Source organism: Streptomyces sp. SP17BM10, from assembly GCF_036322405.1.
Lineage (GTDB): Bacteria > Actinomycetota > Actinomycetes > Streptomycetales > Streptomycetaceae > Kitasatospora.
In genome coordinates this window covers 67,670-88,328 of record NZ_JAQYXB010000652.1, presented here as the reverse complement: position 1 = coordinate 88,328, position 20,659 = coordinate 67,670, and the positions used below count along the sequence as shown (strand labels likewise).

The following is a 20,659-nucleotide window of genomic DNA, read 5'->3' as shown; positions in this document are numbered from 1 at the left end:
CGGGCCTAGGCCCTGCGGGCCTCCGGGTGGTGGTGGCACCAGCCCTCCCACGCGGAGGCGACCATCTCGGCGACGTCGTACCGGGCGTGCCAGCCCAATTCGCGGCCGATCAGGTCGGCGGAGGCCACCACCCGGGCCGGGTCGCCGGGGCGGCGCGGGGTCACCTCGGGGGTGGTGTCGTGCCCGGTGACCTCGCCGATCAGGGCCAGCATCTCGCGGACGCTGACGCCCTCGCCGCGGCCGATGTTGAGCACCAGCGCGGTGTCGCCCGGCGGGTCGGCGGCGAGCCGCCGGGCGGCCGCGACGTGGGCCGACGCGACGTCGGCCACGTGGATGTAGTCGCGCACGCAGGTGCCGTCCGGGGTGGGGTAGTCCGCGCCGAAGACGCGCGGGGCCCGCCCGGTGGTGAGGCGCTCGAAGACCATCGGGACGAGGTTGAAGACCCCGGTGTCGGCCAGCTCCGGCGCGCCGGCGCCGGCCACGTTGAAGTACCGCAGCGAGATCGTCGACATGCCGTGCGCCCGCCCGGCGGCGGCGACCAGCCACTCGCCGGCCAGCTTGGTCTCGCCGTACGGGTTCATCGGCGCGCAGGGGGTGGCCTCGGTGACCAGGTCGACGTCCGGCATGCCGTAGACGGCGGCCGAGGAGGAGAACAGGAAGCGCCGCACGCCCCCGTCGGCGGCGGCCTCCAGGACGGTCTGCAGGCCGAGCATGTTCTCGCGGTAGTACAGGAACGGGCGCTCGACCGACTCGCCCACCTGCTTCTTCGCGGCGAAGTGCAGGATCCCCGTCACCGCGTGCTCGCGGATGGCGGCGGACACGACGGCGCGGTCCAGCGTGGAGCCCTTGACGAGCGCGACGTCGGCCGGCAGCCGGCTCGCGTCGCCGGTGCTGAGGTCGTCCAGGACGGCCACGCTCTCGCCCGCGTCGAGCAGCTGACGGACCACGTGCCCGCCGATGTATCCGGCACCGCCAGTGATCAACCAGGTCATGACCCGATCCTAGGCCGTCCCGTTTTGACCGGTGTGGTCGGGCGAGTCCAGCCAACGATTCGGACAAATCGGTGAAATGCTGACAAAGATTTCTGTGCTCTCGGCCTGGTGACGAATCGGAGGCAGCCAAGGTGAGCCGAAAGAAGGAACACAACCGCCCCCTCCCGGCCGGTCCGCGGCCGACCGGACCCAAGGCGTTCCGCGGGTGGCTGCGCGCGCCCGGCGCGGTCGCGGTCCTGACGGCCGCCGCGCTGGGGCTGGCCGGGTGCAGCAGCGGTTCGTCGTCGGCCAAGTCCCCCTCGTCGGGCCCGGCCTCCTCCTCCGCGGCCTCGTCACCGGCCACCACGGGTTCCTCGGCCCCGCCCACCAGCGGTAACCAGCTCCAGGACGCCTACCAGAAGGTGATCGCCGAGGTGCTGCCGTCGGTGGTCCAGATCGTCAGCGGCGACAGCCTCGGCTCGGGGATCGTCTACGACGACAAGGGCGACATCGTCACCAACGCCCACGTCGTCGGGACCGCGACCACCTTCGCCGTCACCCTGGCCAACAGCACCAAGTCCCTGGACGCCGGCCTGGTCGGCAGCTACCCCGACTCCGACCTCGCGGTGATCAGGCTGAGCAGCCCGCCGAGCGGCCTCAAGCCCGCCGTCTTCGGGGATTCGGGCAAGGTCCAGCTGGGCCAGATCACGCTCGCCATGGGCAGCCCGCTCGGGCTCTCCAGCAGCGTCACCCAGGGCATCGTCTCGGCCACCGGGCGGACCGTCTCCGAGCCCATGGGCGGCGGATCGCCGGGCGCCACGATCGGCAACATGGTGCAGACCTCGGCCGCGATCAACCCGGGCAACAGTGGCGGCGCGTTGGTCAACCTGGACAGCCAGGTGATCGGCATCAACACGCTCGCGGCCACCGAGCCGCAGGCCAACGGCGCCGCCGCGCCCGGCATCGGCTTCGCGATCCCGGCGTCCACCATCACCAACATCACCAACCAGCTGATCAAGCAGGGCAAGGTCACCAACTCCGGCCGGGCCGCGCTCGGCATCACCGCCCGGACCAGCTTCGACCAGCAGTTCCAGCCGGCCGGCGCGGTCATCGTGTCGGTCACCGCGAGTGGCCCGGCCGCCGCGGCCGGGCTCCAGCCCGGGGACGTCATCACCAAGATCGGCGACACCCCGGTCGACTCGCTGAACGCCCTGACCACGGCCCTCGCCTCACTCACGCCGGGCGCGAAGGTCACCGTGACGTACACCCGGGACGGCAACTCGCAGACCGCCGACGTCACGCTCGGCACGCTGGAGACGACCTCCTAGGGCCGCGCCGGCCCCCTCGGTCCCGGTACGGCCACCGGCCGGTCCCGCGCACCGCGCAAGGGTTGCGCGGTCCGGCCGCGCCGCACCGGAGCGGCGCCGGCGTCCCGCCACTGCCTCGGCGGGGCGCCGGCGCCTTCGCGTGCCCGGGTGCTCAGTGGCGGGCGGTGCGGGTGCGCCAGGGCAGTTCGACGGTGACGGTGGTCGGGCCGCCCTCCGGGCTCTCCACCAGGAACACCCCGTCCACCGCCCTGACCCGCTCGGCCAGCCCGGCCAGGCCACCGCCCGGGTAGGCGCTCGCCCCGCCCCGGCCGTCGTCCTGGACCAGCAGCATCAGCTGGTCGTCGGAGCGCCAGACCTCCACCGAGGCGCTCCGCGCGCCGGAGTGCTTGGAGACGTTCGTCAGCAGCTCGCTGACCGTGAAGTAGGCGATGCCCTCGACCGCCGAGTCCGGGCGCTCGGCCACGCCGTCTGGGCCGAGCAGCTCGACGTTCACCCGGACCCCGCCGGGGACGGTGCAGCGGGCGGCCACCGAGGACAGCGCCGCGTCCAGGCCGCGGTCGGTGAGCACCGCCGGGTGGATGCCGCGGGCCAGGTCGCGCAGCTCTCTCAGGGCCAGCTTCACCTCGCCGTGGGCGTTGTCGACCATCGACGCCGCGGCGGCCATGTCGGCCGGGGTCTCCACCTCGCGCAGCCGCTCCTTGGCCATGCCGAGGTCCATCGCCAGCGCGACCAGGCGGGCCTGGGCGCCGTCGTGCAGGTCGCGTTCGATCCGGCGCAGGTCGGCGGCGGCGGTGTCGATCACCGTGCCGCGGTCCTCCTCCAGCTCGCGCACCCGCTCGGACAGGGCGCCCGGGAACAGCAGCGACTCGACCAGGATCCGGTCCACCGCCGCCTCGGCGCGGATCACCCACGGCAGCACAGGCCACAGCACGACGACGCTGACCAGGGTGACGGTGAAGCTCAGGATGCCCCACGGCAGCAGCAGCACGTTGTACAGCGCCGAGCGCCAGTTCAGCAGGTCGGTCAGGTTGGCGATGGCGAAGCCGGTGACCCCCGGGCGGCGCCGGACCACCGGCTCCGGCTCGCTGATCCCCGAACCGTGCGCCGACCGCGCCCGGCGCCGGGCCAGCGCGCCCAGGCCGCGGCAGCCGGCCAGCCCGGCGGCCAACAGCGGCAGGCCGATCACCGTCACGGACAGCCCGAGGCCGACCGACAGCATCACCGCGGTGAAGACGAACCCGCCGATGCCCAGGGGCAGGTTCAGCATCAACTGCCCGGCCTGCCGCCACATCCGGGCGCCGTACAGCGGGCCGCGCTCCGTCCGCGCGTCCTGCTGAGTGCCGGCCGCCTCGGCGCGCCGGGTCAGGGGCTTCATCAGGATCCACCCTCCCTCTCGCTCTCGTGGTCCAAGCTTCCCGAACACGGGGCGGGTGGTGCCATGGGGGTGATACATCTCCTGGGCCGGGGGTTATCCCCACCCCTGCCCGGGCGCCCGCGGGCGGTCCACGGGTGTCCACCCGCCGTGCGCGTGATGTCTTGCGGAGCGGGCAGGGTTCGGGTGGAGCGGAGCAGTCCCCTTAGACTCACGCATTGGCCATGGTTATGACCGTGTAAAGACAGCGACGTGGACCCGCCCCGCGAGGCGGTTCACGGCCGAGTGGAGGGCGAAGGCATGGAGTGGCGGCAAGCGGTTGCCGACGCGGCCGACCCGGCGGTCGGCAGCGGCTACTTCGACGCGTACGCCGCGATGGGACTGCTCGCCGTCATCGGCGTGCTCTTCGTCGCCGTCGCGTTCACCGCCAACCGGCTGATGCGCCCGGTGGTGTACTCGCCGGAGAAGCTCCTGGCCTACGAGTGCGGCGTGGACCCGGTGGGCGAGGACTGGGCGCACACCCAGATCCGCTACTACGTGTACGCCTTCCTGTACGTGATCTTCGCGGTCGACGCGATCTACCTGTTCCCGTGGGCGACCGTGTTCGCCACCGCCGGGTACGGGGCCGGGACGCTGGTCGAGATGTTCCTCTTCATCGGCTTCCTCGCGGTCGGGCTGCTCTACGCCTGGAAGAAGGGCGTTCTGGAATGGACGTGACGCACAACCACCCGCACGCCGCGTCGGGCGGACCGGTCCCGCTCGGCCTCCCGGACCCGTCGCGCCCGGGCGCCGTCGAGCGCCGGGGCATCGGCCCGCTGGCCCGGCTCGCGCCGGACCCGGTCAAGGTCGTCCTCAACTGGGGACGCCGCTACAGTCTCTGGTGCTTCAACTTCGGGCTGGCCTGCTGCGCGATCGAGTTCATCGCGGCCTCCATGGCCAAGCACGACTTCATCCGGATGGGTGTCATCCCGTTCGCGCCCGGCCCCCGGCAGGCCGACCTGATGATCGTCTCGGGCACGGTGACGGACAAGATGGCGCCCGCCGTCAAGCGCCTCTACGAGCAGATGCCCGAGCCGAAGTACGTCATCTCCTTCGGTGCCTGCTCCAACTCCGGCGGTCCGTACTGGGACTCGTACTCGGTGACCAAGGGCGTCGACCAGATCATCCCGGTCGACGTCTACGTGCCCGGCTGCCCGCCGCGGCCCGAGGCGCTGCTCCAGGGCATCCTCAAGCTGCAGGAGAAGATCGCCGCCGAGTCGCTGCCCGGCCGCTACGCCGCGCCCGCGTCGGCGCTGCGGCGTCCGCTGGTGGCGGGGCCGTCCGCCGACGGCGCGGCCGAGGGAGGGGTCTCGTGACCACGGCAGAGCAGTACGCGGCGTCGGTCGGGCAGTGGGCGACCGGCGCCGAGGCGTACGGGCTGATCACCGTCGACGTGCCCGCCGAGCACTGGATCGAGGCGCTCACCGCCGCCCGAGACGGGCTCGGCCTGGGCTTCTTCGACTGGCTGAGCGCCGTCGACGAGCTCGCCGACGGCTTCTCCGTGGTCGCCCACCTGGCCTCCGCCGAGGGACACGCGGTGCGCCACCTCGCGCTGCGCACCCGGGTGCCGCGGGACAAGGCCGCCCTGCCGACGGCCGTGCCGGTGTACGCCGGTGCCGCGTGGCACGAGCGCGAGACCCACGAGATGTTCGGCATCGACTTCCCCGGGCACCCGCACCTCGTCACGCTGCTGCTTCCGGACGGCTTCGAGGGGCACCCGCTGCGCAAGGAGTTCGTGCTCGCGGCCCGCGTCGCCAAGGCCTGGCCGGGTGCCAAGGAGCCGGGTGAGTCCGACCACGGCGACGGGCCGGCGCGGCGCAAGATGCAGCCGGCCGGCGTGCCGGACCCGAACGAGTGGGGCCCGCTCAAGGGCACCCTGCCGCCGGTCGCCGAACGGCCCGCGCGGGGGGCGCGGGCGGCGGGCGCGGCGGCGCGCACACCGCGGGCCGCCGCGGCGGGAGCTGCCGGTGCCGCCGGTGAGGCCCCGGCCGTGCGGGCGGACCGGCCGAGGCGGACGCGGTCCGTGTCGGACGGCTCGGCGAGCCAGGCGGGAGCCGAGGCCGCCGTCACCGGGGAGGCCCCGGCCATCAGGGCCGACCGGCCCAGGCGGACGCGGTCGGTGTCCGACGGTTCGGTCAGCCAGCCGGCCGAGGAGCCCAAGGCCACCGACGCCCCGAAGACCGCCGAGGAGCCCAAGGCCGAGCGGCCCGCCCCCGCGCGGACGCGGTCGTCGGACGCGCCCTGGCACAATCCGGTGCCCGCGCACGACGCGAAGCCCGCCGAGGAGTCGGTGGCGGAACCCACCGAGGCGCCCGCCGAGACCCCGGCGGAGAAGGCGGAGAAGAAGGACGACCCGTCGGCCCGTCCGGCCGGCCAGGACGGAGACGGCACGTGAACCTGCTCGACACGGTGCTGCGCTGCGTCGCCACGCTCGTCGTCTTCCTCGTCCTCCCGCTGGTCATCGGCCAGACCGAGCACAAGGTCATGGCGCACATGCAGGGCCGGCTCGGCCCGATGTACGCCGGCGGCTTCCACGGCTGGGCGCAGCTCGTCGCCGACGGCGTGAAGTTCGCGCAGAAGGAGGACATCGTCCCCGCCGGGGCGGACCGCCGGATCTTCCAGCTGGCGCCCGCCGTCTCGCTGCTGCCGTACCTCTTCGTGCTGCTGGCGATCCCGGTCGGCCCGGACGGCTTCGTCGGCCAGGCGGTCGACGCCGGGCTGTTCTTCGTACTGGCCGTGATGGGCATCGGCGTGATCGGCAAGCTGATGGCCGGCTGGGCCTCGGCGAACAAGTTCTCGCTGCTCGGCGGCCTGCGCACGGCCGCCCAGCTGATGTCCTACGAGCTGCCGATGGTGCTGGCCGCGGCGTCGGTGGCGATGGCCGCCGGTACGCTGTCGCTGCCCGGGATCGTCGACTCCTGGCAGTGGTACTGGCTCCCGTGGCAGCTCATCGGCGCGTTCGTGTTCTTCACGGCCGGCCTGGCCGAGCTCCAGCGCCCGCCGTTCGACATGCCGGTGGCCGACTCGGAGATCATCTTCGGCGCGTACACCGAGTACACCGGCCTGCGCTTCGCGCTGTTCCTGCTCTCCGAGTACGCGGGCATCCTGGTGGTGTCCGGGCTGACCACCGTGCTGTTCCTCGGTGGCTGGCACGGCCCGATGCCGGACCAGCTCGGCTGGCTCTGGACCCTGCTGAAGACCTTCGCGCTGGCCTTCGTGGTGATCTGGCTGCGGGTGACCTACCCGCGCCTGCGCGAGGACCAGCTGATGCGCTTCGCGTGGACCGTGCTGATCCCGCTCGCCCTCGTCCAGCTCGCCCTCACCGGCATCATCAAGGTGGCGATCTCATGAGTTTCCCGGGAGCCGGCCTCGCCAAGGGCCTGGCCGTGACCCTGCGGACGATGACGAAGAAGACCGTCACCGCGCAGTACCCCGACGTGCAGCCGGTGCTGCCGCCGCGCTCGCGCGGCGTCATCGCGCTGCTGGAGGAGAACTGCACGGTGTGCATGCTCTGCGCGCGCGAGTGCCCCGACTGGTGCATCTACATCGACTCCCACAAGGAGACGCTCCCGGCCGCCGACCCGAACGCGCGCGCCCGCACCCGCAACGTGCTGGACCGCTTCGCGATCGACTTCTCGCTCTGCATGTACTGCGGGATCTGCATCGAGGTGTGCCCGTTCGACGCGCTCTTCTGGTCGCCGGAGTTCGAGTACGCCGAGACGGACATCCTGGAGCTGACCCACGAACGGGACCGCCTCCGCGAGTGGATGTGGACCGTCCCGGCGCCGCCCGCGCTGGATCCGGCGGCCGAGGAGCCCAAGGAGATCGCCACCGCGCGCAAGGCGGCGGACAAGCTGGCGGCGGCCGCCGCGGCGGCCCTCGCCGCCGAGGAGAAGGGTGAGACCGAGTGAAGGCCCTCGCCCTGCTCGCGGCGACCGGTCCGCTGGAACCGGCCTCCCGTTCGTTCCTGTCGCCGACCGGCGTGGAGATCGTCTTCCTGCTGGTCGGCATCGCCGTGCTCGGCTCGGCCGTCGTCGCCGTGAGCACCAGGCAGCTGGTGCACGCCGCGCTGTGGCTGGTGGTCGCGCTCGGCGGGCTCGCGATCGAGTTCCTGCTGCTCACCGCCGAGTTCATCGCCTGGGTGCAGGTGCTGATCTACCTCGGCTCGGTGATCGTCCTGGTGCTGTTCGGGCTGATGCTCACGAAGGCGCCGATCGGGCGCTCGCCGGACGCCGACTCGAAGAACCGCTGGGTCGCCCTGGTGGTCGCGCTGGCCTCCGCCGGGACGCTCGTGACGCTGGTCGTCGACGCCTTCCGCACTTCCTGGATCGACCTCGGCGGGGGCGGCGGTTCGGCCGCCGCGACCGGGGCGAGCCTGTTCCGCACGTGGGTCCTGCCCTTCGAGGCGCTGTCCGTGCTGCTGCTCGCGGCGCTCGTCGGCTCGATCGTGCTGTCGCGCGGCTCGAAGCGCCGGGTGCCGCCGCCGCGGGCCGGCCGGCTGCGCGCCGGGCGGCCGGTCGGGTCCAACGGGACCGTCGCCGCGACCGCTCCGCGAACCGCGCCGCAGGCCGCCGCCCCGGAGGCCGCCCCGCCCGTGACGGAGGAGAGCTGATGCACCTCGCCTACCCCGTCGTCCTCGCCGCGCTGCTGTTCAGCGTCGGCGTGTACGGCGTGCTCGCCCGGCGCAACGCCGTCCTCGTCCTGATCTCCGTCGAGCTGATGCTCAACGCCGTCAACCTGAACCTCGTCGCCTTCGACGCCTGGCTGCGGGACTCCCTGCACGCCGGCCAGGCGCTGACGCTGTTCACCATCACGATCGCCGCCGCCGAGATCGGCCTCGGGCTCGCCATCGTCCTGCTGCTGTTCCGGGCCAGGGGCACCGCGGACATCGACCGGGCCACCGCGCTCGGCGACCCGGCCGAGACGCTCGCCGAGGAGGCGCCGGCCGGCGCCGGGGCGCTGAAGGGCCAGGCCACCGCATGAACCTCGCCCTGCCCGCCCTCGTCCCCGCGCTGCCCGCGCTCGGTGCCGCCGCCACCCTGGCGGCCGGGAAGAAGGCGCCCGGCCTGGTCCGGCCGCTCGCCATCGTGCCGGTCGCCGCCTCGGCCGTGCTCGCCCTCGTGGTCGCGCTCCAGCTCGGCACCGGCCAGGCGCTCGACGCCGCCACCCGGCTCACCCCGACCGGCGGCCCGGACGTCGCGCTCGCCCTCCACCTGGACGGCTTCAGCTCGCTGATCTCCGTGCTGGTCGGCCTGGTGGCCACGTGCGTCCAGGTCTACTCGACCGCGTACCTGAAGGAGGACCCGCGCTACCCCTCGTACGCTGCGCTGGTCTCGCTCTTCACCGCGGCGATGTTCCTCGTCGTGTACTCGGGCGACCTGATCGTCCTGCTGGTCGGCTGGGAGGTCATGGGCATCTGCTCGTACTTCCTGATCGGCCACCACTGGGAGAGCGCGGACGCCCGCTCGGCCTCGCTGAAGGCCTTCCTGGTCACCAAGCTCGGCGACGTGCCGTTCCTGTTCGGGATCTTCCTGCTCGGCGCCGACGCCCACAGTTTCCGCATCCCGGACGTGCTGGCCGCCGCCACCGACGGGAAGCTCGGCCACCCGACGCTGATCGCGCTGCTGCTGCTCGCCGGGGTCGCCGGCAAGAGCGCGCAGTTCCCGCTGCACACCTGGCTCCCGGACGCGATGGCCGGCCCGACGCCGGTCTCCGCGCTGATCCACGCCGCCACCATGGTCGCGGCCGGCATCTATCTCGTCGCCCGGCTGCTGCCGGTGTTCCTGCTCTCGGGCGCGGCCCTCGTCGTGCTCGCCGTCATGGCCGCCGTGACGATGATCGGCTCGGCGCTGTGCGCGCTCGCACAGGACGACCTGAAGCGGGTGCTCGCCTACTCGACCGTCGGCCAACTCGGCTACATGGCCGGCGCGCTCGCCAGCGGCGACCGCGAGGCCGCGGTGTTCCACCTGGTCAGCCACGGCGCCTTCAAGGCGCTGCTGTTCCTGGCCGCCGGCGTGGTGATCCACGCCGCGCACACCAACTCGATCTCCGCGATGTCCCGGATCCCCGGGCTGCGCAAGCGGGTGCCGGACGCCTACTGGACGATGGGCATCGGCCTGGTCGCCCTGATCGGACTGCCGCCGTTCTCCGGCTTCTTCAGCAAGGAGGCGGTGCTCAGCGCCGCCGAGCACGCCGCCAACGGCGAGGCGATGACCAACGGCCTCGGCCCCGCCTCGGCCGTGCCGCAGGCCGCCGGCTGGATCGTGCTGGTCTCGGCCGCGCTGACCGCGCTGCTCACCGCCGCCTACGCCACCCGGCTCTTCCTGCTCGCGTTCCACAGCCCGGCCGGTGTCGCCGCGGCGGCACCCGAGGTGGTGGCCCCGGCCGTCGCTGACCGGGCCACCGTCGTGGCCGACCACGAGGCCGACGCGCCGTACTCGCCCGAGCTGGACGAGGCCGACCCGGCCACCGCCGAGCCGCACGCGATGCGCTGGCCGCTCTGGGTGCTGGCCGTCCCGACCATGGCCTTCGGCATCACCGGGCTGCGCTCCGACTGGCTGCCCGCCCTGCTCGACGGCGGCACGCTGCGGCCCTCGGGCGTCACCGCCGTCACCGGCACGGGGCTCGCCGTGGCCGGCGCGCTGCTGGCGTACGGCGCCTGGCGCTCGGCCACCGCCCGGCTCGGCGCGGGTCGCCCCGCCCGGGCCCCGCTCGGCCGGGTGCCCGCGCAGGCCGGGGCCCCGGGCGCCGAGGTGATCGTCGCCGACCCCGGGCGCACCCTGCTCGGCCCGCTGTTCGGCCCGGCCCGGCACGGCTTCGGCGTCGACCGGCTCTACGCCGTGCTGTTCGTCCGCCCGGTGGCCGCCGCGGCCCGGCTGGTCCGCTTCCTCGACCGCGAGGTCGTCGAGGGCTACGTGCAGGGCAGCGGGATCGGTGCCAACCTGCTCGGCCGGGCCGTCCGGCTCGCGCAGACCGGCAACGCGCAGACCTACCTCAGCGCCCTGCTCGCCGGTGTCGTCCTGCTGGCCGTCCTGGTGGCGGTGTAGCGGATGCCGTTCCCCGTCCTGTCCCTCCCCCCGACCGTCGCACGGAGGAGTCCCCGATGAACGCGGTCCTCATCGCCCTCCTGGTGCTGCCGCTGCTCGGTGCAGCCCTCACCCTGGCGCCGGTGTTCGGCCCGGACGCGGGCGTCGCCGACCGGCGCGCGCTGCGGCTGAACTCGGTGCTCACCGGCGCGGTGTTCCTGCTCAGCCTCGCCCTGGCGGCCGGGTTCGACCGCAGCGAGCCCGCCCGCATGCAGGCCACCACGGACGTGTCCTGGATCCCCGCGATCCACGTGCGCTTCCACCTCGGCGTGGACGGCGTCTCGCTGCCGCTGATCGTGCTCACCGCGCTGCTGACCTTCCTGTGTGCGCTGTACTCGGAGAAGCGGCTGCCGGGCGGGGACGACGTGCCGTCGGCGAGGGCGTTCGTCGGGCTGTTCCTCCTGCTCGAAGTCGGCATGCTCGCCACCTTCGCGGTGCTGGACCTCCTGCTCTTCTTCCTGGCCTTCGAGATCGTCCTGATCCCGATGTACTTCCTGATCGCCCGGTGGGGGAGCGGCGCGAAGGTGCCGGCCGCCAACCGGTTCATCCTGTACACGCTGCTCGGCTCGGCCGTGATGCTGCTCGGCTTCCTGCTGGTCGGCAGCAAGGCGGGCACCTTCGACATGCAGGTCCTCGCCGCCGCGCACGGCAGCGGCCTGAGCCACACCACCCAGGTGACCGCCGCGCTGGCGATCATGATCGGGCTCGCGGTCAAGGCCCCGGCCTGGCCGCTGCACAGCTGGCTCCCCGACGCGCACACCGCCGCCCCGACGGTCGGCTCGGTGCTGCTCGCCGGCGTGCTGCTGAAGATGGGCACCTACGGCCTGGTCCGCGTCCTGCTCCCGGTCGTGCCCGACGGCACCACGACGCTCGCCCCCTACCTGGGCGCGTTCGCCGCCGTCGGCATCGTCTACGGCTCGCTGGCCTGCCTCGCGCTCGCCCGCCGCGGCTCCAAGGGCGACCTCAAGCGCCTCATCGCGTACTCGTCCGTCGGCCACATGGGCTTCGTCCTGCTGGGCATCGCCTCCCTCACCCCGGCCGGCGTGAACGGCGCGCTGTTCGCCAACGTCGCGCACGGTCTGATCACCGGCCTGTTGTTCTTCCTCGTCGGAGCGCTCAAGGACCGCTACGGCACGGCGGACCTCGACACCCTGTCCGGCACCACCGGCGGCGCCCTCTACGGCCGCGCGCCGCGGATCGGTGCCCTGCTCGCCTTCGCCGCCGTCGCCAGCCTCGGCCTGCCCGGGTTGGCCGGCTTCTGGGGCGAGGTGCTCGCCATGTTCGGCGCGTTCGACCCGGCGGCGGGCCTGTCCCGCCCGGCCTTCGTCACCTACATGGTCCTGGCCGGCCTCGGCACCCTCCTCACCGCCGCGTACCTGCTGATCGTCGTCAAGCGCGTCTGCATGGGCGACCCGAAGCAGCCCGCACCGGTGGCCGAGCTCGCCGACCTGCGCCCGTACGAGGCCGTCAGCTGGACGCCGCTGGCCGCCCTCACCCTGCTCGCCGGCCTCTGGCCCGCGCTCCTGCTCGGCCTCTCCGACCCGGCCGTCAAGCACCTCCTCGGAGGTGGCTGACATGCTCGGCGCCATGCTCGGAGCCCGGCTCGCCGCACTCGGACCTCACTCCACGGGGCAGCACACTGTGACCTCCCTCGCCGTACCCAACGCGGGCAGCCTGATCCAGTCCGTCGACTGGGTCGCGATCGCGCCGCCGCTGATCGCCGCCGTGGCCGCCCTCGCGGTGCTGGTCGCCGACCTCTTCGTGCCCGAGCGACACAAGAAGTGGCTCGGCCGCCTCACCGTGGCCGGACTCGCCCTCGCGCTCATCTCGCTCCTCCCCCTCACCGGGGGATCACCCCGGGCCACGTTCTGTGCGCAGAACGTAGCAGGGGCCACTGACAACGCCGGCTGCTCGTACGTCGCGGACCACTTCGCCCTGGTGTTCCAGCTGCTCGCCCTCGGCGGCGCGCTGATCGCCGCGCTGCTGTCCGTGCACACCGTGGAGAGCGAGAAACTGCCCGGCGGCGAGTACTGGTTCCTGCTGCTCTCCAGTGCCACCGGCGCCGCCCTGCTGCCGGCCTCGCGTGACCTCGCCACCATGGTGATCGCCCTGGAGGTCGCCTCGCTGCCGGCCTTCGCGCTGGTCGCGCTGCGCCGGGACGGCCGGGGTGCCGAAGCCGCGCTGAAGTTCTTCGTCTCCTCCGTGACGGCGACCGCCGTGATGCTGCTCGGTGTCTCCTTCGTCTACGCGGCCAGCGGCAGCCTGCACCTCGGCGCCGTCGCCGAGGGCCTGGAACACGCCCCCGCGCAGCTCAAGCCGCTGGCCGAGGCGGGTGCCGTCCTGACCCTCGTCGGCTTCGCCTTCAAGGTGGCGGCCGTCCCGTTCCACTTCTGGGTGCCCGACACCTACACGGGCGCACCGCTGCCGGTCGCCGGCTACCTGTCGGTCGTCGGCAAGGCGGCCGGCCTCTCCGGGCTGGCGCTCGCCACCACGGTGGCGTTCCGTCCGTACGCCCACACCTGGGGCCTGGTGCTCGCGGTGCTCGCCGCCGTCACCATGACCGTCGGGAACGTCGGCGCGCTGCGGCAGCGCTTCGACACCCGCTACAGCGCGGTCCGGCTGCTGGCCTGGTCCTCCGTGGGCCAGGCCGGGTACCTGCTGGTGCCGCTCGCCGCGGCCGGGTACGCGCCGACGGCGGCGGATCCGCTGGGTGCCACCGCCGCTTACGCGCTGATCTACGGGGTCGTGAACCTCGGTGCGTTCGGCGTCGTCGCGGCGGTCGGGCGGCGGGCCGGGACCAGTGTGGACGACTTCCGTGGGCTGTTCGCCCGCAACCGCTGGACGGCGCTCGCCCTGGCCTTCTTCCTGCTCTGCCTGGCGGGGCTGCCGCCGGGCGTGATCGGGCTCTTCGGCAAGGTCGTGGTGTTCCGTTCGGCGGTCGACGCCGGGCTGGGGTGGCTGGCCGTCGTCATGGCCGTCAACGTGGTCATCGCCCTGTACTACTACCTGCTCTGGACGGCTCGGCTGTTCGCTCCGGTGGCGGAGGGGGAGGCCTTCGGTGAGGGTGGCCTTGGCGGTGGGCGTCGGCTTCCGCTCAGCCTGACGGCGACCCTGGGGCTCACCGCTTCGGCGGCCGTGGTGCTTTCGGTCGCTCCGCAGCTCGTCCTCCAGGTCGCGGGCGGCAGTCTGTTCTGACCTGTCGGCGGGTGGCCGGGTGGCGGGCACTCCGGGGTGAGGGTGGTGCCACCTCTGTCGGCTGTGTCACAAGGGAACAAGGTCCCCGGCCCCACCCGTTGACCGGGCAGGAGGGACGAGGCAGAAAGGGCTTCCCCACCGCGCCATTGGAGGGCCTGACGTGCACCGCCGGCACAACGGACTGAGGACCGCCGTCCTGCTCGGTGGCCTCTCGGCGCTGATCCTGGTGATCGGCGGTTTCTTCGGCCGGAGCGGCCTCGTGATCGCCCTGCTGGTCGCCGTCGGGACCAACGCCTACGCGTACTGGAACAGCGACAAGCTCGCGCTGCGGGCCATGCGGGCCCGGCCGGTCAGCGAGATCGAGGCGCCGCAGCTCTACCGGATCGTCCGGGAGCTCTCCACCTCCGCCCGCCAGCCGATGCCCCGGCTCTACATCTCGCCCACGCCCGCCCCCAACGCCTTCGCCACCGGCCGCAACCCCCGCAACGCGGCGGTCTGCTGCACGGACGGCATCCTGCAGTTGCTCGACGAGCGCGAGCTCCGAGGGGTGCTCGGCCACGAGCTGAGCCACGTCTACAACCGGGACATCCTGATCTCGTCGGTCGCCGGGGCGCTCGCCTCGGCGGTGATGTTCCTGGTGAACTTCGCCTGGCTGATCCCCTTCGGACGCAGCGAGGACGACGACGGGCCCGGCCTGTTCGGGCTGCTCGCGATCATGATCCTCGGGCCGCTGGCGGCGGGGCTGATCCAGCTCGCGGTCAGCCGGTCCCGGGAGTACCAGGCCGATGCGGACGGTGCTCGCATCACGGGGGATCCGCTGGCGCTGGCCCGTGCTTTGCGGAAGCTCGATGCGGGGACCCGCCGGTTGCCGCTGCCGCCGGAGCCGCAGTTGCAGACGGCCAGTCACATGATGATCGCCAGTCCGTTTCGGCCGGGGGAGGCGGGGGCTCGGCTGTTCTCCACGCATCCGCCCATGGGGGAGCGGATCGCTCGGCTGGAGCGGATGGCGGGGTATCGGGGCTGAAGGCTCCGTTGGGTGGGGCTCGTGTGTGGGGCTGGGCTTTCGGGTGGGTGGGTTCGCCGGGGTGGCGGAGGGGGTGGTCGCTCCGGGGACTGGGAGGGGGTGGGTTGAGGTGGGTGGGTCCGGCGCCGCCGCACGGGAGGCGCGGTCGGGGGCCAGGTCGTCGACGAAGCACTGGTCGGCGCCACCCGTCCGGTGAGTTCCGCTCGTTAGGATGAGCGGCGTGCCCCGCCGGCTCCGGGGTGCGGCATCCGGAGGGAGTGGGCCGTCATGGCAGACGAGAGGCACGCCCCGGCCGGGGAGACCCCCGCCCGGCGACGCGGCCAGGGCGAGCTGGAGGCCCAGGTGCTGGCGGTGCTCCAGCGTGCACCCGGCCCGGTCACCGCGGGCTGGGTCCAGGAACGCCTGGACGGCGGCCTGGCGTACACCACCGTGATGACGATCCTCTCCCGGCTGCACGCCAAGAACGCCGTCTCCCGGACCCGCTCCGGCCGCTCCTACCTCTGGCAGGCGTCCTCCGACGCGGCCGGGCTCGCCGCCCTGAGGATGCGCCGGATGCTCGACGGCGAGGCCGACCGGGACGCCGTCCTCGCGAGCTTCGTGAGCGCCCTGCTCCCGCACGACGAGGAGTTGCTGCGCGCGCTGCTCGACTCCGTGTCCGCCGATCCGGCAGCGGCCGACCGTAAGAGCTGACCCGTGGGCTTCTTCGTCTTCCTCCCGCTGATCCTGCCGCTGACGGCGGTGCCGATCGCACGCCTCACCGGGCAGCACCTGCACCCGCGGGGCGCGGCCCGGCTGATGACCGTGATCAGCGCGGTGCTGGCGGTGTGCAGCGTGCTGTGCCTGGGCCTGATCGGCGTGGTCGGCACCGCGCAGATCCCCGGCAACCCGCTGCCGGACAGCTGGTCCGACCCGGAGGTGCGGGCCGCGCTGCCGTACCACGAGACGGTCGGGACGGCCGCGATGTGGCTGCTGGTCCTGGTCGGGGCGGCCTGCCTGCGGACGACGGTGCGCCACCTGCGGGTGCGGGCCCGGGCCCGGCGGGCGCTGGACGGCCTGCCGGCGGGCCCCGGGCCGGACGCCGACCTCGCGGTGCTGCCGGACGCCAGCCCGTACGCGTACGCGTTGCCGGGTTCGCCGGGGCGGGTCGTGGTGTCCACCGGGATGCTGGAGGGCCTGGCCGAGGACGAGCGCGAGGCGCTGTTCGCCCACGAGCGCGCGCACCTGGTGCACCGGCACCACCGCTACCTGCTGGCCACCCGGCTCGCCGCCGACGTCAACCCGTTCCTGCGCCCGCTCCAGGAGGCGGTGGCCTTCAGCGCGGAGCGCTGGGCGGACGAGGACTCGGCGCAGGCGGTGGGGGACAGGCGGATCACCGCGCGGGCGGTGGCCAGGGCGGCCCTGGTCGCGCGTCCCGGGCCGGCCCCGGGCTTCGCGGCCTTCGCCGCCCCGGTGCCCGCCCCCGGTCCGGTGCCGCGCCGGGTCGCCGCGCTGCTCGGCCCGGTGCCGTCCGACCGCAACTGGCCGCCGGCGAAGACCCCGGCGGGCCTGGCCGCGATGGTCGCCGCGGTGGGGACGGCGGCGTCGGCGCTGTGCGCGCTCAACGCCGCCGTGGCGCTGCTCGTCGTCCTGAAGGCCGTCACTCCGCTCTAGGCGGCGGCCAGCGCGTCGACTACGGCCTCGGCCCGGGTGAGCGACTCCGCGGCGATCGGTCGGAGGCCGTTCGGCGCGGGCACGTCGTCGGCGCGGGTGAGCTCGGCGGTGACGACGTGCAGGTTCTCCTCCGCGACGCCGAGGTCGCCGAAGTACGTCCGCAGGTACGGGACCTGGAAGTCCTGGTGCTCGCGCGGGGTGCCCGGCCCGTAGCCGCCGCCGCGGACGGCGACCACCAGGACGCGGGTGTCGCGCAGCAGCTTCGCGCCGGTGGTGGCGTCGAAGTAGGCGCCGGGGAAGGAGATCCGCGTGCACCGCGGGCACCGGGTCACCGACCCGGCCCGGCTGGCGGGGGTGGAGCTCGCGGTGCTGGCGTAGGGCGTCAGGACTCGTCGGCGAGCTGGACGATCATCTTGCCGGTGTTGGCGCCGCGCAGCATGCCGAGGAAGGCGTCCACGACGCGGTCGAAGCCGTGGACGACGGTCTCGTCGGGGATCAGCGCGCCCGAGCGCAGGTGCGGGACGGCGAAGTCGTACAGGTCGGGGCGGGCGTCGAGGTGGTCGCGGACCAGGAAGCCCTCCAGGCGCAGGCTCTTGCCGACGATGTCGTAGAGGTTGCGCGGCGCCGCGGGCGGGTTGTGGGCGTGGTCGTACTGGGCGACCGCGCCGCACCACGCGATCCGGCCGCGGTCGCGCAGCACGTCGATGGCCGCCGCGAGGTGGTCCCCGCCGACGTTGTCCAGGTAGACGTGCAGGCCGTCCGGAGCGGCTTCGCGCAGGCGGTCGGCGATCGGGCCGTCGTGGTAGTCGAAGGCGGTGTCGAAGCCGAGCCGGTCGGTGAGGTGCGCGGCCTTGGCGGCCGAGCCGGTGCTGCCGATCACACGGCCGGCGCCGAGCAGCCGGGCGAACTGGCCCGCCGCGGTGCCGACGCCGCCGGCCGCGGCCGAGACGAACACCGTCTCGTCGGGCCGCAGCCGGGCGATCCTGGTCAGGCCGACCCACGCGGACAGGCCGGTGCGGCCGAGCACGCCCAGGTGGGCGCTGAGCGGGACGCCCGCGAAGTCGGGCAGCGGGTGGGCGTCGTCCGCGGTGACGACGGAGTGGGTGCGCCAGGCCTTGCGGTGGAAGACGAGGGTGCCGACCGGCAGCGCGGTGCTGCGGGACTCCACGACCCGGCCGAGGGCGCGGCCCTCCAGCGGGGCGTTCAGCTCCCAGCCGCCCTCGTCCATCAGCTCGCGCATGTACGGGTCGACGGACTGGTGGACGTTCTCGACCAGCGCCTGGCCGTCGGCGAGCGCGGGGGCCGTCTCCTCGACGAACGCGAAGTCCGCGGCGGTGGGGGCGCCGACGGGACGGGAGACCTGGTGGACGGCGCGGACGGTGGGGCGGGTCATCGGTGGCTCCGGGGTCGTTCGTGGGGTGGACGTGACCACCGTAGGAAGCGGGGGAGCGGCCGGGCAGGGGCCGGCGGCGATGGAACGGCCGCTTCCATGAGCGGATTCGATGGATGGCGGTAGATTCGCCCGCATGACCGATCTCGCCCCGCACGAGCTGCGGATCCTGGTCGCCGTCGAGGAGGAGCAGAGCTTCACCGCGGCCGCCGCACGTCTGGGGACCACCCAGTCCGCCGTCTCGCACGCCGTGCGCGCCTGCGAGGGGAAGCTCGGCGCGGTGCTCTTCGACCGCGGGCGCCACGGCGCACGCCCCACGGACGCCGGCGTGCGGGCGGTGGCGTACGCCCGCCGGATCCTGCGGCTGACGGCGGCGATGGGCCCCGAGGTGCGGGCCGCGGGCGCGGGAGTCGAGGAGGTGGCGGGCCCGCTGCGGATCGCCGCGTTCCGCAGCGTCGCCGCGCACGTGCTGCCGCCCGTCCTGGCCCGGCTCGTCGCCCGCCATCCCGGGCTGGCGCCTCGGGTGCGGATCGTCCGGGAGCTCGGCCGTGGCACGGCCGGCGAGGTCGCCGACGGCCGCGCCGACCTCGGGCTCGCCACCCTGGACGGCGGCGGCCCGCCGCCCGTGCCCGGCCTCGTCTCGGCGCGGCTGTTCGAGGAGACGTACGCGCTCGCGCACCCGGTGGGCCACCCGGCGCCGCGCGGGCTGCCGCTGGTCGACTGGGACGAGAACTGCGGCTCCTACACCCGGGACTGGTGGCAGCGGCAGGACTGGATCCCGGCCGCCACGCTCGACGTCGAGGACGACTCGGTGGCCGTCTCGCTGGTCTCCCAGGGCCTCGGCATGGCGATCATGCCCAGGACCACGCTGCTCGGCGCCCCGGCCGGCCTCGCCGTCACCGATCTGGGGCCGCGCCCGCCCAGCCGGTCCGTCGGGTACGTGACCACGCCCGAGCTGGCCGCGACGGCCGCCGTCCGGGCGCTGATCCGCGAGCTGCGGGCCGGGCCGCTGCCGGAGGGGCTGGTGGCGGCCGGTCAGTCCTCCAGGGACTCCCGCAGCGCGCGGAACTCCGCCGCCAGCGCGTCCAGCGTGTAGTGCGCGTTGAGCCCGCTCGGGTTCGGCAGCACCCACACCTCCGTGCCGCCGATGCCCTCCGGCTGCCGCCCGATCACGGCCTTCCGCGCCCCGAAGGCCGTCCGGTAGGCGCCGATGCCGAGGACGGCGAGCACGCGCGGGCGCAGCCGCAGGACGCGCTCGCGCAGGGCGGCGCCGCCCTCGCGCAGCTCTTCGGCGGTCAGTTCGTCGGCCTTGGCGGTGGTGCGCGGGGCGACGTTGGTGATGCCGAGGCCGAGGGCGGGCAGCTCGCCCTGCTCGTCCGGCCGGTACTGGCGGTCGGTGAAGCCGGAGCGGTGCAGGGCGGGCCAGAAGCGGTTGCCGGGGCGGGCGAAGTGGTGGCCGGTGGCGCCGGACCACAGGCCGGGGTTGATCCCGCAGAACAGGACGCGCAGGCCGGGCCCGGTGACGTCCGGGATGGTGGTGTCCTTGGCGGCCAGGAGCTGTTCGGCGGTGGGCTTCGCGGGCGTCATCTGCACCCGGCCAAGTCTGCCCGTTCCCGCGCGCGTTGTGTGCGGCGGGAGCGCAGCCGCCGGAGGCCGAGGACGACGACGGCCGCGTAGGCCCAGCCGGCCAGGATGTCGACGATGAAGTGCTCGGCGCCGTACACCAGCGTGAAGGCCATCGCGAGCGGATAGGCGACGAGCAGTGCGCGCAGCCAGGGGCGGGCGGTGGGCCAGAAGAAGAACAGCAGCATCGCCGGATAGGCGGAGTGCAGCGAGGGCATCGCGGCGACGTCGTTGGCGAACTGGCTGCCGTTCTCGAAGACGGACTGCGCCTGCGGCAGCCCGATGTCGGTGAGCACCGAGGACACCACCCGGGTGAGTCCGGGCATGTGGCCCGCCTGGGCGACCAGCCACGGCGGGTCGGCCGGGTAGAGCAGGTAGGTCGCGAAGCCGGCGAAGGTCAGCACCAGGTAGCAGGTGAGCAGTTGGACGTAGCGCGCATGGTTGCGCCGCCACAGGACAGCGAGGATCACGAAGACCATGAAGAAGTGCGAGAGGTAGACCGTGACCGCCGCGTAGTCGTACCAGTGCGCCGCGCCGGGTGTGTAGAGCGCGTCCTGGAGCCGGACGGTCCAGGGCTCGCCGAAGCCCAGCACCTCGTCCGCGTCCAGCTGCGGCAGCCAGTGCGGCGCCCACGGGGTGTGGGCGCCGTAGCCGCGCAGCAGCGAGTACGTCCACACCGCGGCCATCACCGGGACCCAGTCGCGCAGGACCATGAGGAAGCCGCGAGGGCCGTGCCCGCTGTGCACGGCGGCGGTCAGCAGGGCGCCGATCAGCCAGCAGAAGACCACGTCGTTGGCGGACGGCAGGCCGTTGCCCCGTACATACCAGACGAGGGCCGCCAGGTAGAGCGGCCAGGCGAGGAGCCGCAACGGCCGGAGTCTGGCCGCCGCGCCCGCCGGGCTAGGCCGCCCGGCCCGCACGAGTCGTGGTGGTGGGGCCGGCCGCAGCAGGTTGGTCATGCCCGCCGAAACTAGCGGCGCAA

21 protein-coding genes are annotated in these 20,659 nt (G+C 73.8%); 15 read left to right on the top strand and 6 right to left on the bottom strand.

The window, feature by feature from the left end:
- Window positions 1-5 precede the first annotated feature (5 nt).
- A complete protein-coding gene (gene galE, locus PUR71_RS30495; protein ID WP_329930397.1) occupies window positions 6-992 on the bottom strand; it encodes a UDP-glucose 4-epimerase GalE in 987 nt (328 codons plus the stop codon).
- A 209-nt stretch (window positions 993-1,201) separates the two neighbouring features.
- Between galE and PUR71_RS30490 the strand changes: the two genes are divergently transcribed.
- Window positions 1,202-2,299 (top strand): S1C family serine protease, encoded by a 1,098-nt coding sequence (locus tag PUR71_RS30490; RefSeq protein WP_443077624.1) that lies wholly within the window; start codon window positions 1,202-1,204, stop codon window positions 2,297-2,299.
- Window positions 2,300-2,450: 151 nt separating this feature from the next.
- Here the strand turns inward: PUR71_RS30490 and PUR71_RS30485 are convergent, their stop codons facing one another.
- Window positions 2,451-3,674: a sensor histidine kinase gene (locus tag PUR71_RS30485; RefSeq protein WP_443077619.1), complete on the bottom strand. Its 1,224-nt coding sequence runs from the start codon at window positions 3,672-3,674 to the stop codon at window positions 2,451-2,453.
- Window positions 3,675-3,971: 297 nt separating this feature from the next.
- Here PUR71_RS30485 and PUR71_RS30480 point away from each other — a divergent pair, with 297 nt between their 5' ends.
- The 13 genes from PUR71_RS30480 (at window position 3,972) to PUR71_RS30420 (ending at window position 16,664) form a co-directional block, all read left to right on the top strand.
- On the top strand, window positions 3,972-4,388 hold the full coding sequence (locus tag PUR71_RS30480) for an NADH-quinone oxidoreductase subunit A (protein WP_329930395.1): 417 nt from the start codon (window positions 3,972-3,974) through the stop codon (window positions 4,386-4,388).
- Entirely contained in the window at window positions 4,379-5,026 is a 648-nt protein-coding gene (locus PUR71_RS30475; protein ID WP_329930394.1) for an NADH-quinone oxidoreductase subunit B, read from the top strand. The genes PUR71_RS30480 and PUR71_RS30475 overlap by 10 nt, the downstream gene beginning before the upstream one ends.
- Window positions 5,023-6,105 (top strand): NADH-quinone oxidoreductase subunit C, encoded by a 1,083-nt coding sequence (locus PUR71_RS30470; protein WP_329930393.1) that lies wholly within the window; start codon window positions 5,023-5,025, stop codon window positions 6,103-6,105. Before PUR71_RS30475 ends, PUR71_RS30470 begins: the two co-directional genes overlap by 4 nt.
- Complete coding sequence (gene nuoH, locus PUR71_RS30465; protein ID WP_443077618.1) at window positions 6,102-7,061, top strand: NADH-quinone oxidoreductase subunit NuoH; 960 nt, start codon at window positions 6,102-6,104, stop codon at window positions 7,059-7,061. Before PUR71_RS30470 ends, nuoH begins: the two co-directional genes overlap by 4 nt.
- Complete coding sequence (locus PUR71_RS30460) at window positions 7,058-7,621, top strand: NuoI/complex I 23 kDa subunit family protein (RefSeq protein ID WP_329930392.1); 564 nt, start codon at window positions 7,058-7,060, stop codon at window positions 7,619-7,621. Before nuoH ends, PUR71_RS30460 begins: the two co-directional genes overlap by 4 nt.
- Window positions 7,618-8,322, top strand: coding sequence for an NADH-quinone oxidoreductase subunit J family protein (locus tag PUR71_RS30455; protein ID WP_329930391.1), 705 nt, complete (start codon window positions 7,618-7,620; stop codon window positions 8,320-8,322). The genes PUR71_RS30460 and PUR71_RS30455 overlap by 4 nt, the downstream gene beginning before the upstream one ends.
- Window positions 8,322-8,693: an NADH-quinone oxidoreductase subunit NuoK gene (nuoK, locus tag PUR71_RS30450; RefSeq protein WP_329930390.1), complete on the top strand. Its 372-nt coding sequence runs from the start codon at window positions 8,322-8,324 to the stop codon at window positions 8,691-8,693. Before PUR71_RS30455 ends, nuoK begins: the two co-directional genes overlap by 1 nt.
- Window positions 8,690-10,756 (top strand): NADH-quinone oxidoreductase subunit 5 family protein, encoded by a 2,067-nt coding sequence (locus PUR71_RS30445; RefSeq protein ID WP_329930389.1) that lies wholly within the window; start codon window positions 8,690-8,692, stop codon window positions 10,754-10,756. Before nuoK ends, PUR71_RS30445 begins: the two co-directional genes overlap by 4 nt.
- 56 nt (window positions 10,757-10,812) lie before the next feature.
- Window positions 10,813-12,369, top strand: coding sequence for a complex I subunit 4 family protein (locus PUR71_RS30440; protein ID WP_329930388.1), 1,557 nt, complete (start codon window positions 10,813-10,815; stop codon window positions 12,367-12,369).
- A gap of 13 nt (window positions 12,370-12,382) precedes the next feature.
- Complete coding sequence (locus PUR71_RS30435) at window positions 12,383-13,990, top strand: NADH-quinone oxidoreductase subunit N (protein WP_443077623.1); 1,608 nt, start codon at window positions 12,383-12,385, stop codon at window positions 13,988-13,990.
- 160 nt (window positions 13,991-14,150) lie between these two features.
- Window positions 14,151-15,014 carry a zinc metalloprotease HtpX gene (gene htpX / locus PUR71_RS30430; protein WP_329930386.1) on the top strand — a complete coding sequence of 288 codons (864 nt, stop codon included), beginning with the start codon at window positions 14,151-14,153 and terminating at the stop codon, window positions 15,012-15,014.
- A 267-nt stretch (window positions 15,015-15,281) separates the two neighbouring features.
- A complete protein-coding gene (locus PUR71_RS30425; protein WP_329930385.1) occupies window positions 15,282-15,704 on the top strand; it encodes a BlaI/MecI/CopY family transcriptional regulator in 423 nt (140 codons plus the stop codon).
- A gap of 3 nt (window positions 15,705-15,707) precedes the next feature.
- A complete protein-coding gene (locus PUR71_RS30420) occupies window positions 15,708-16,664 on the top strand; it encodes a M56 family metallopeptidase (RefSeq protein WP_329930384.1) in 957 nt (318 codons plus the stop codon).
- Here the strand turns inward: PUR71_RS30420 and PUR71_RS30415 are convergent.
- Together PUR71_RS30415 and PUR71_RS30410 are read right to left on the bottom strand one after the other, a co-directional pair.
- A complete protein-coding gene (locus PUR71_RS30415) occupies window positions 16,661-16,996 on the bottom strand; it encodes a hypothetical protein (protein WP_329930383.1) in 336 nt (111 codons plus the stop codon). The genes PUR71_RS30420 and PUR71_RS30415 overlap by 4 nt on opposite strands.
- Window positions 16,997-17,046: 50 nt before the next feature.
- Window positions 17,047-18,057: an NADP-dependent oxidoreductase gene (locus PUR71_RS30410; RefSeq protein ID WP_329930382.1), complete on the bottom strand. Its 1,011-nt coding sequence runs from the start codon at window positions 18,055-18,057 to the stop codon at window positions 17,047-17,049.
- 133 nt (window positions 18,058-18,190) lie between these two features.
- Between PUR71_RS30410 and PUR71_RS30405 the strand changes: the two genes are divergently transcribed.
- Window positions 18,191-19,150: a LysR family transcriptional regulator gene (locus tag PUR71_RS30405; RefSeq protein WP_329930381.1), complete on the top strand. Its 960-nt coding sequence runs from the start codon at window positions 18,191-18,193 to the stop codon at window positions 19,148-19,150.
- On the opposite strand, the gene mug is transcribed toward PUR71_RS30405, so the two are convergent.
- Both mug and PUR71_RS30395 read right to left on the bottom strand, forming a co-directional pair.
- On the bottom strand, window positions 19,090-19,641 hold the full coding sequence (gene mug / locus PUR71_RS30400; RefSeq protein WP_329930413.1) for a G/U mismatch-specific DNA glycosylase: 552 nt from the start codon (window positions 19,639-19,641) through the stop codon (window positions 19,090-19,092). The two genes, PUR71_RS30405 and mug, sit on opposite strands and share 61 nt — an antisense overlap.
- Complete coding sequence (locus tag PUR71_RS30395; RefSeq protein ID WP_329930380.1) at window positions 19,638-20,636, bottom strand: phosphatase PAP2 family protein; 999 nt, start codon at window positions 20,634-20,636, stop codon at window positions 19,638-19,640. The genes mug and PUR71_RS30395 overlap by 4 nt, the downstream gene beginning before the upstream one ends.
- Window positions 20,637-20,659: the final 23 nt, after the last annotated feature.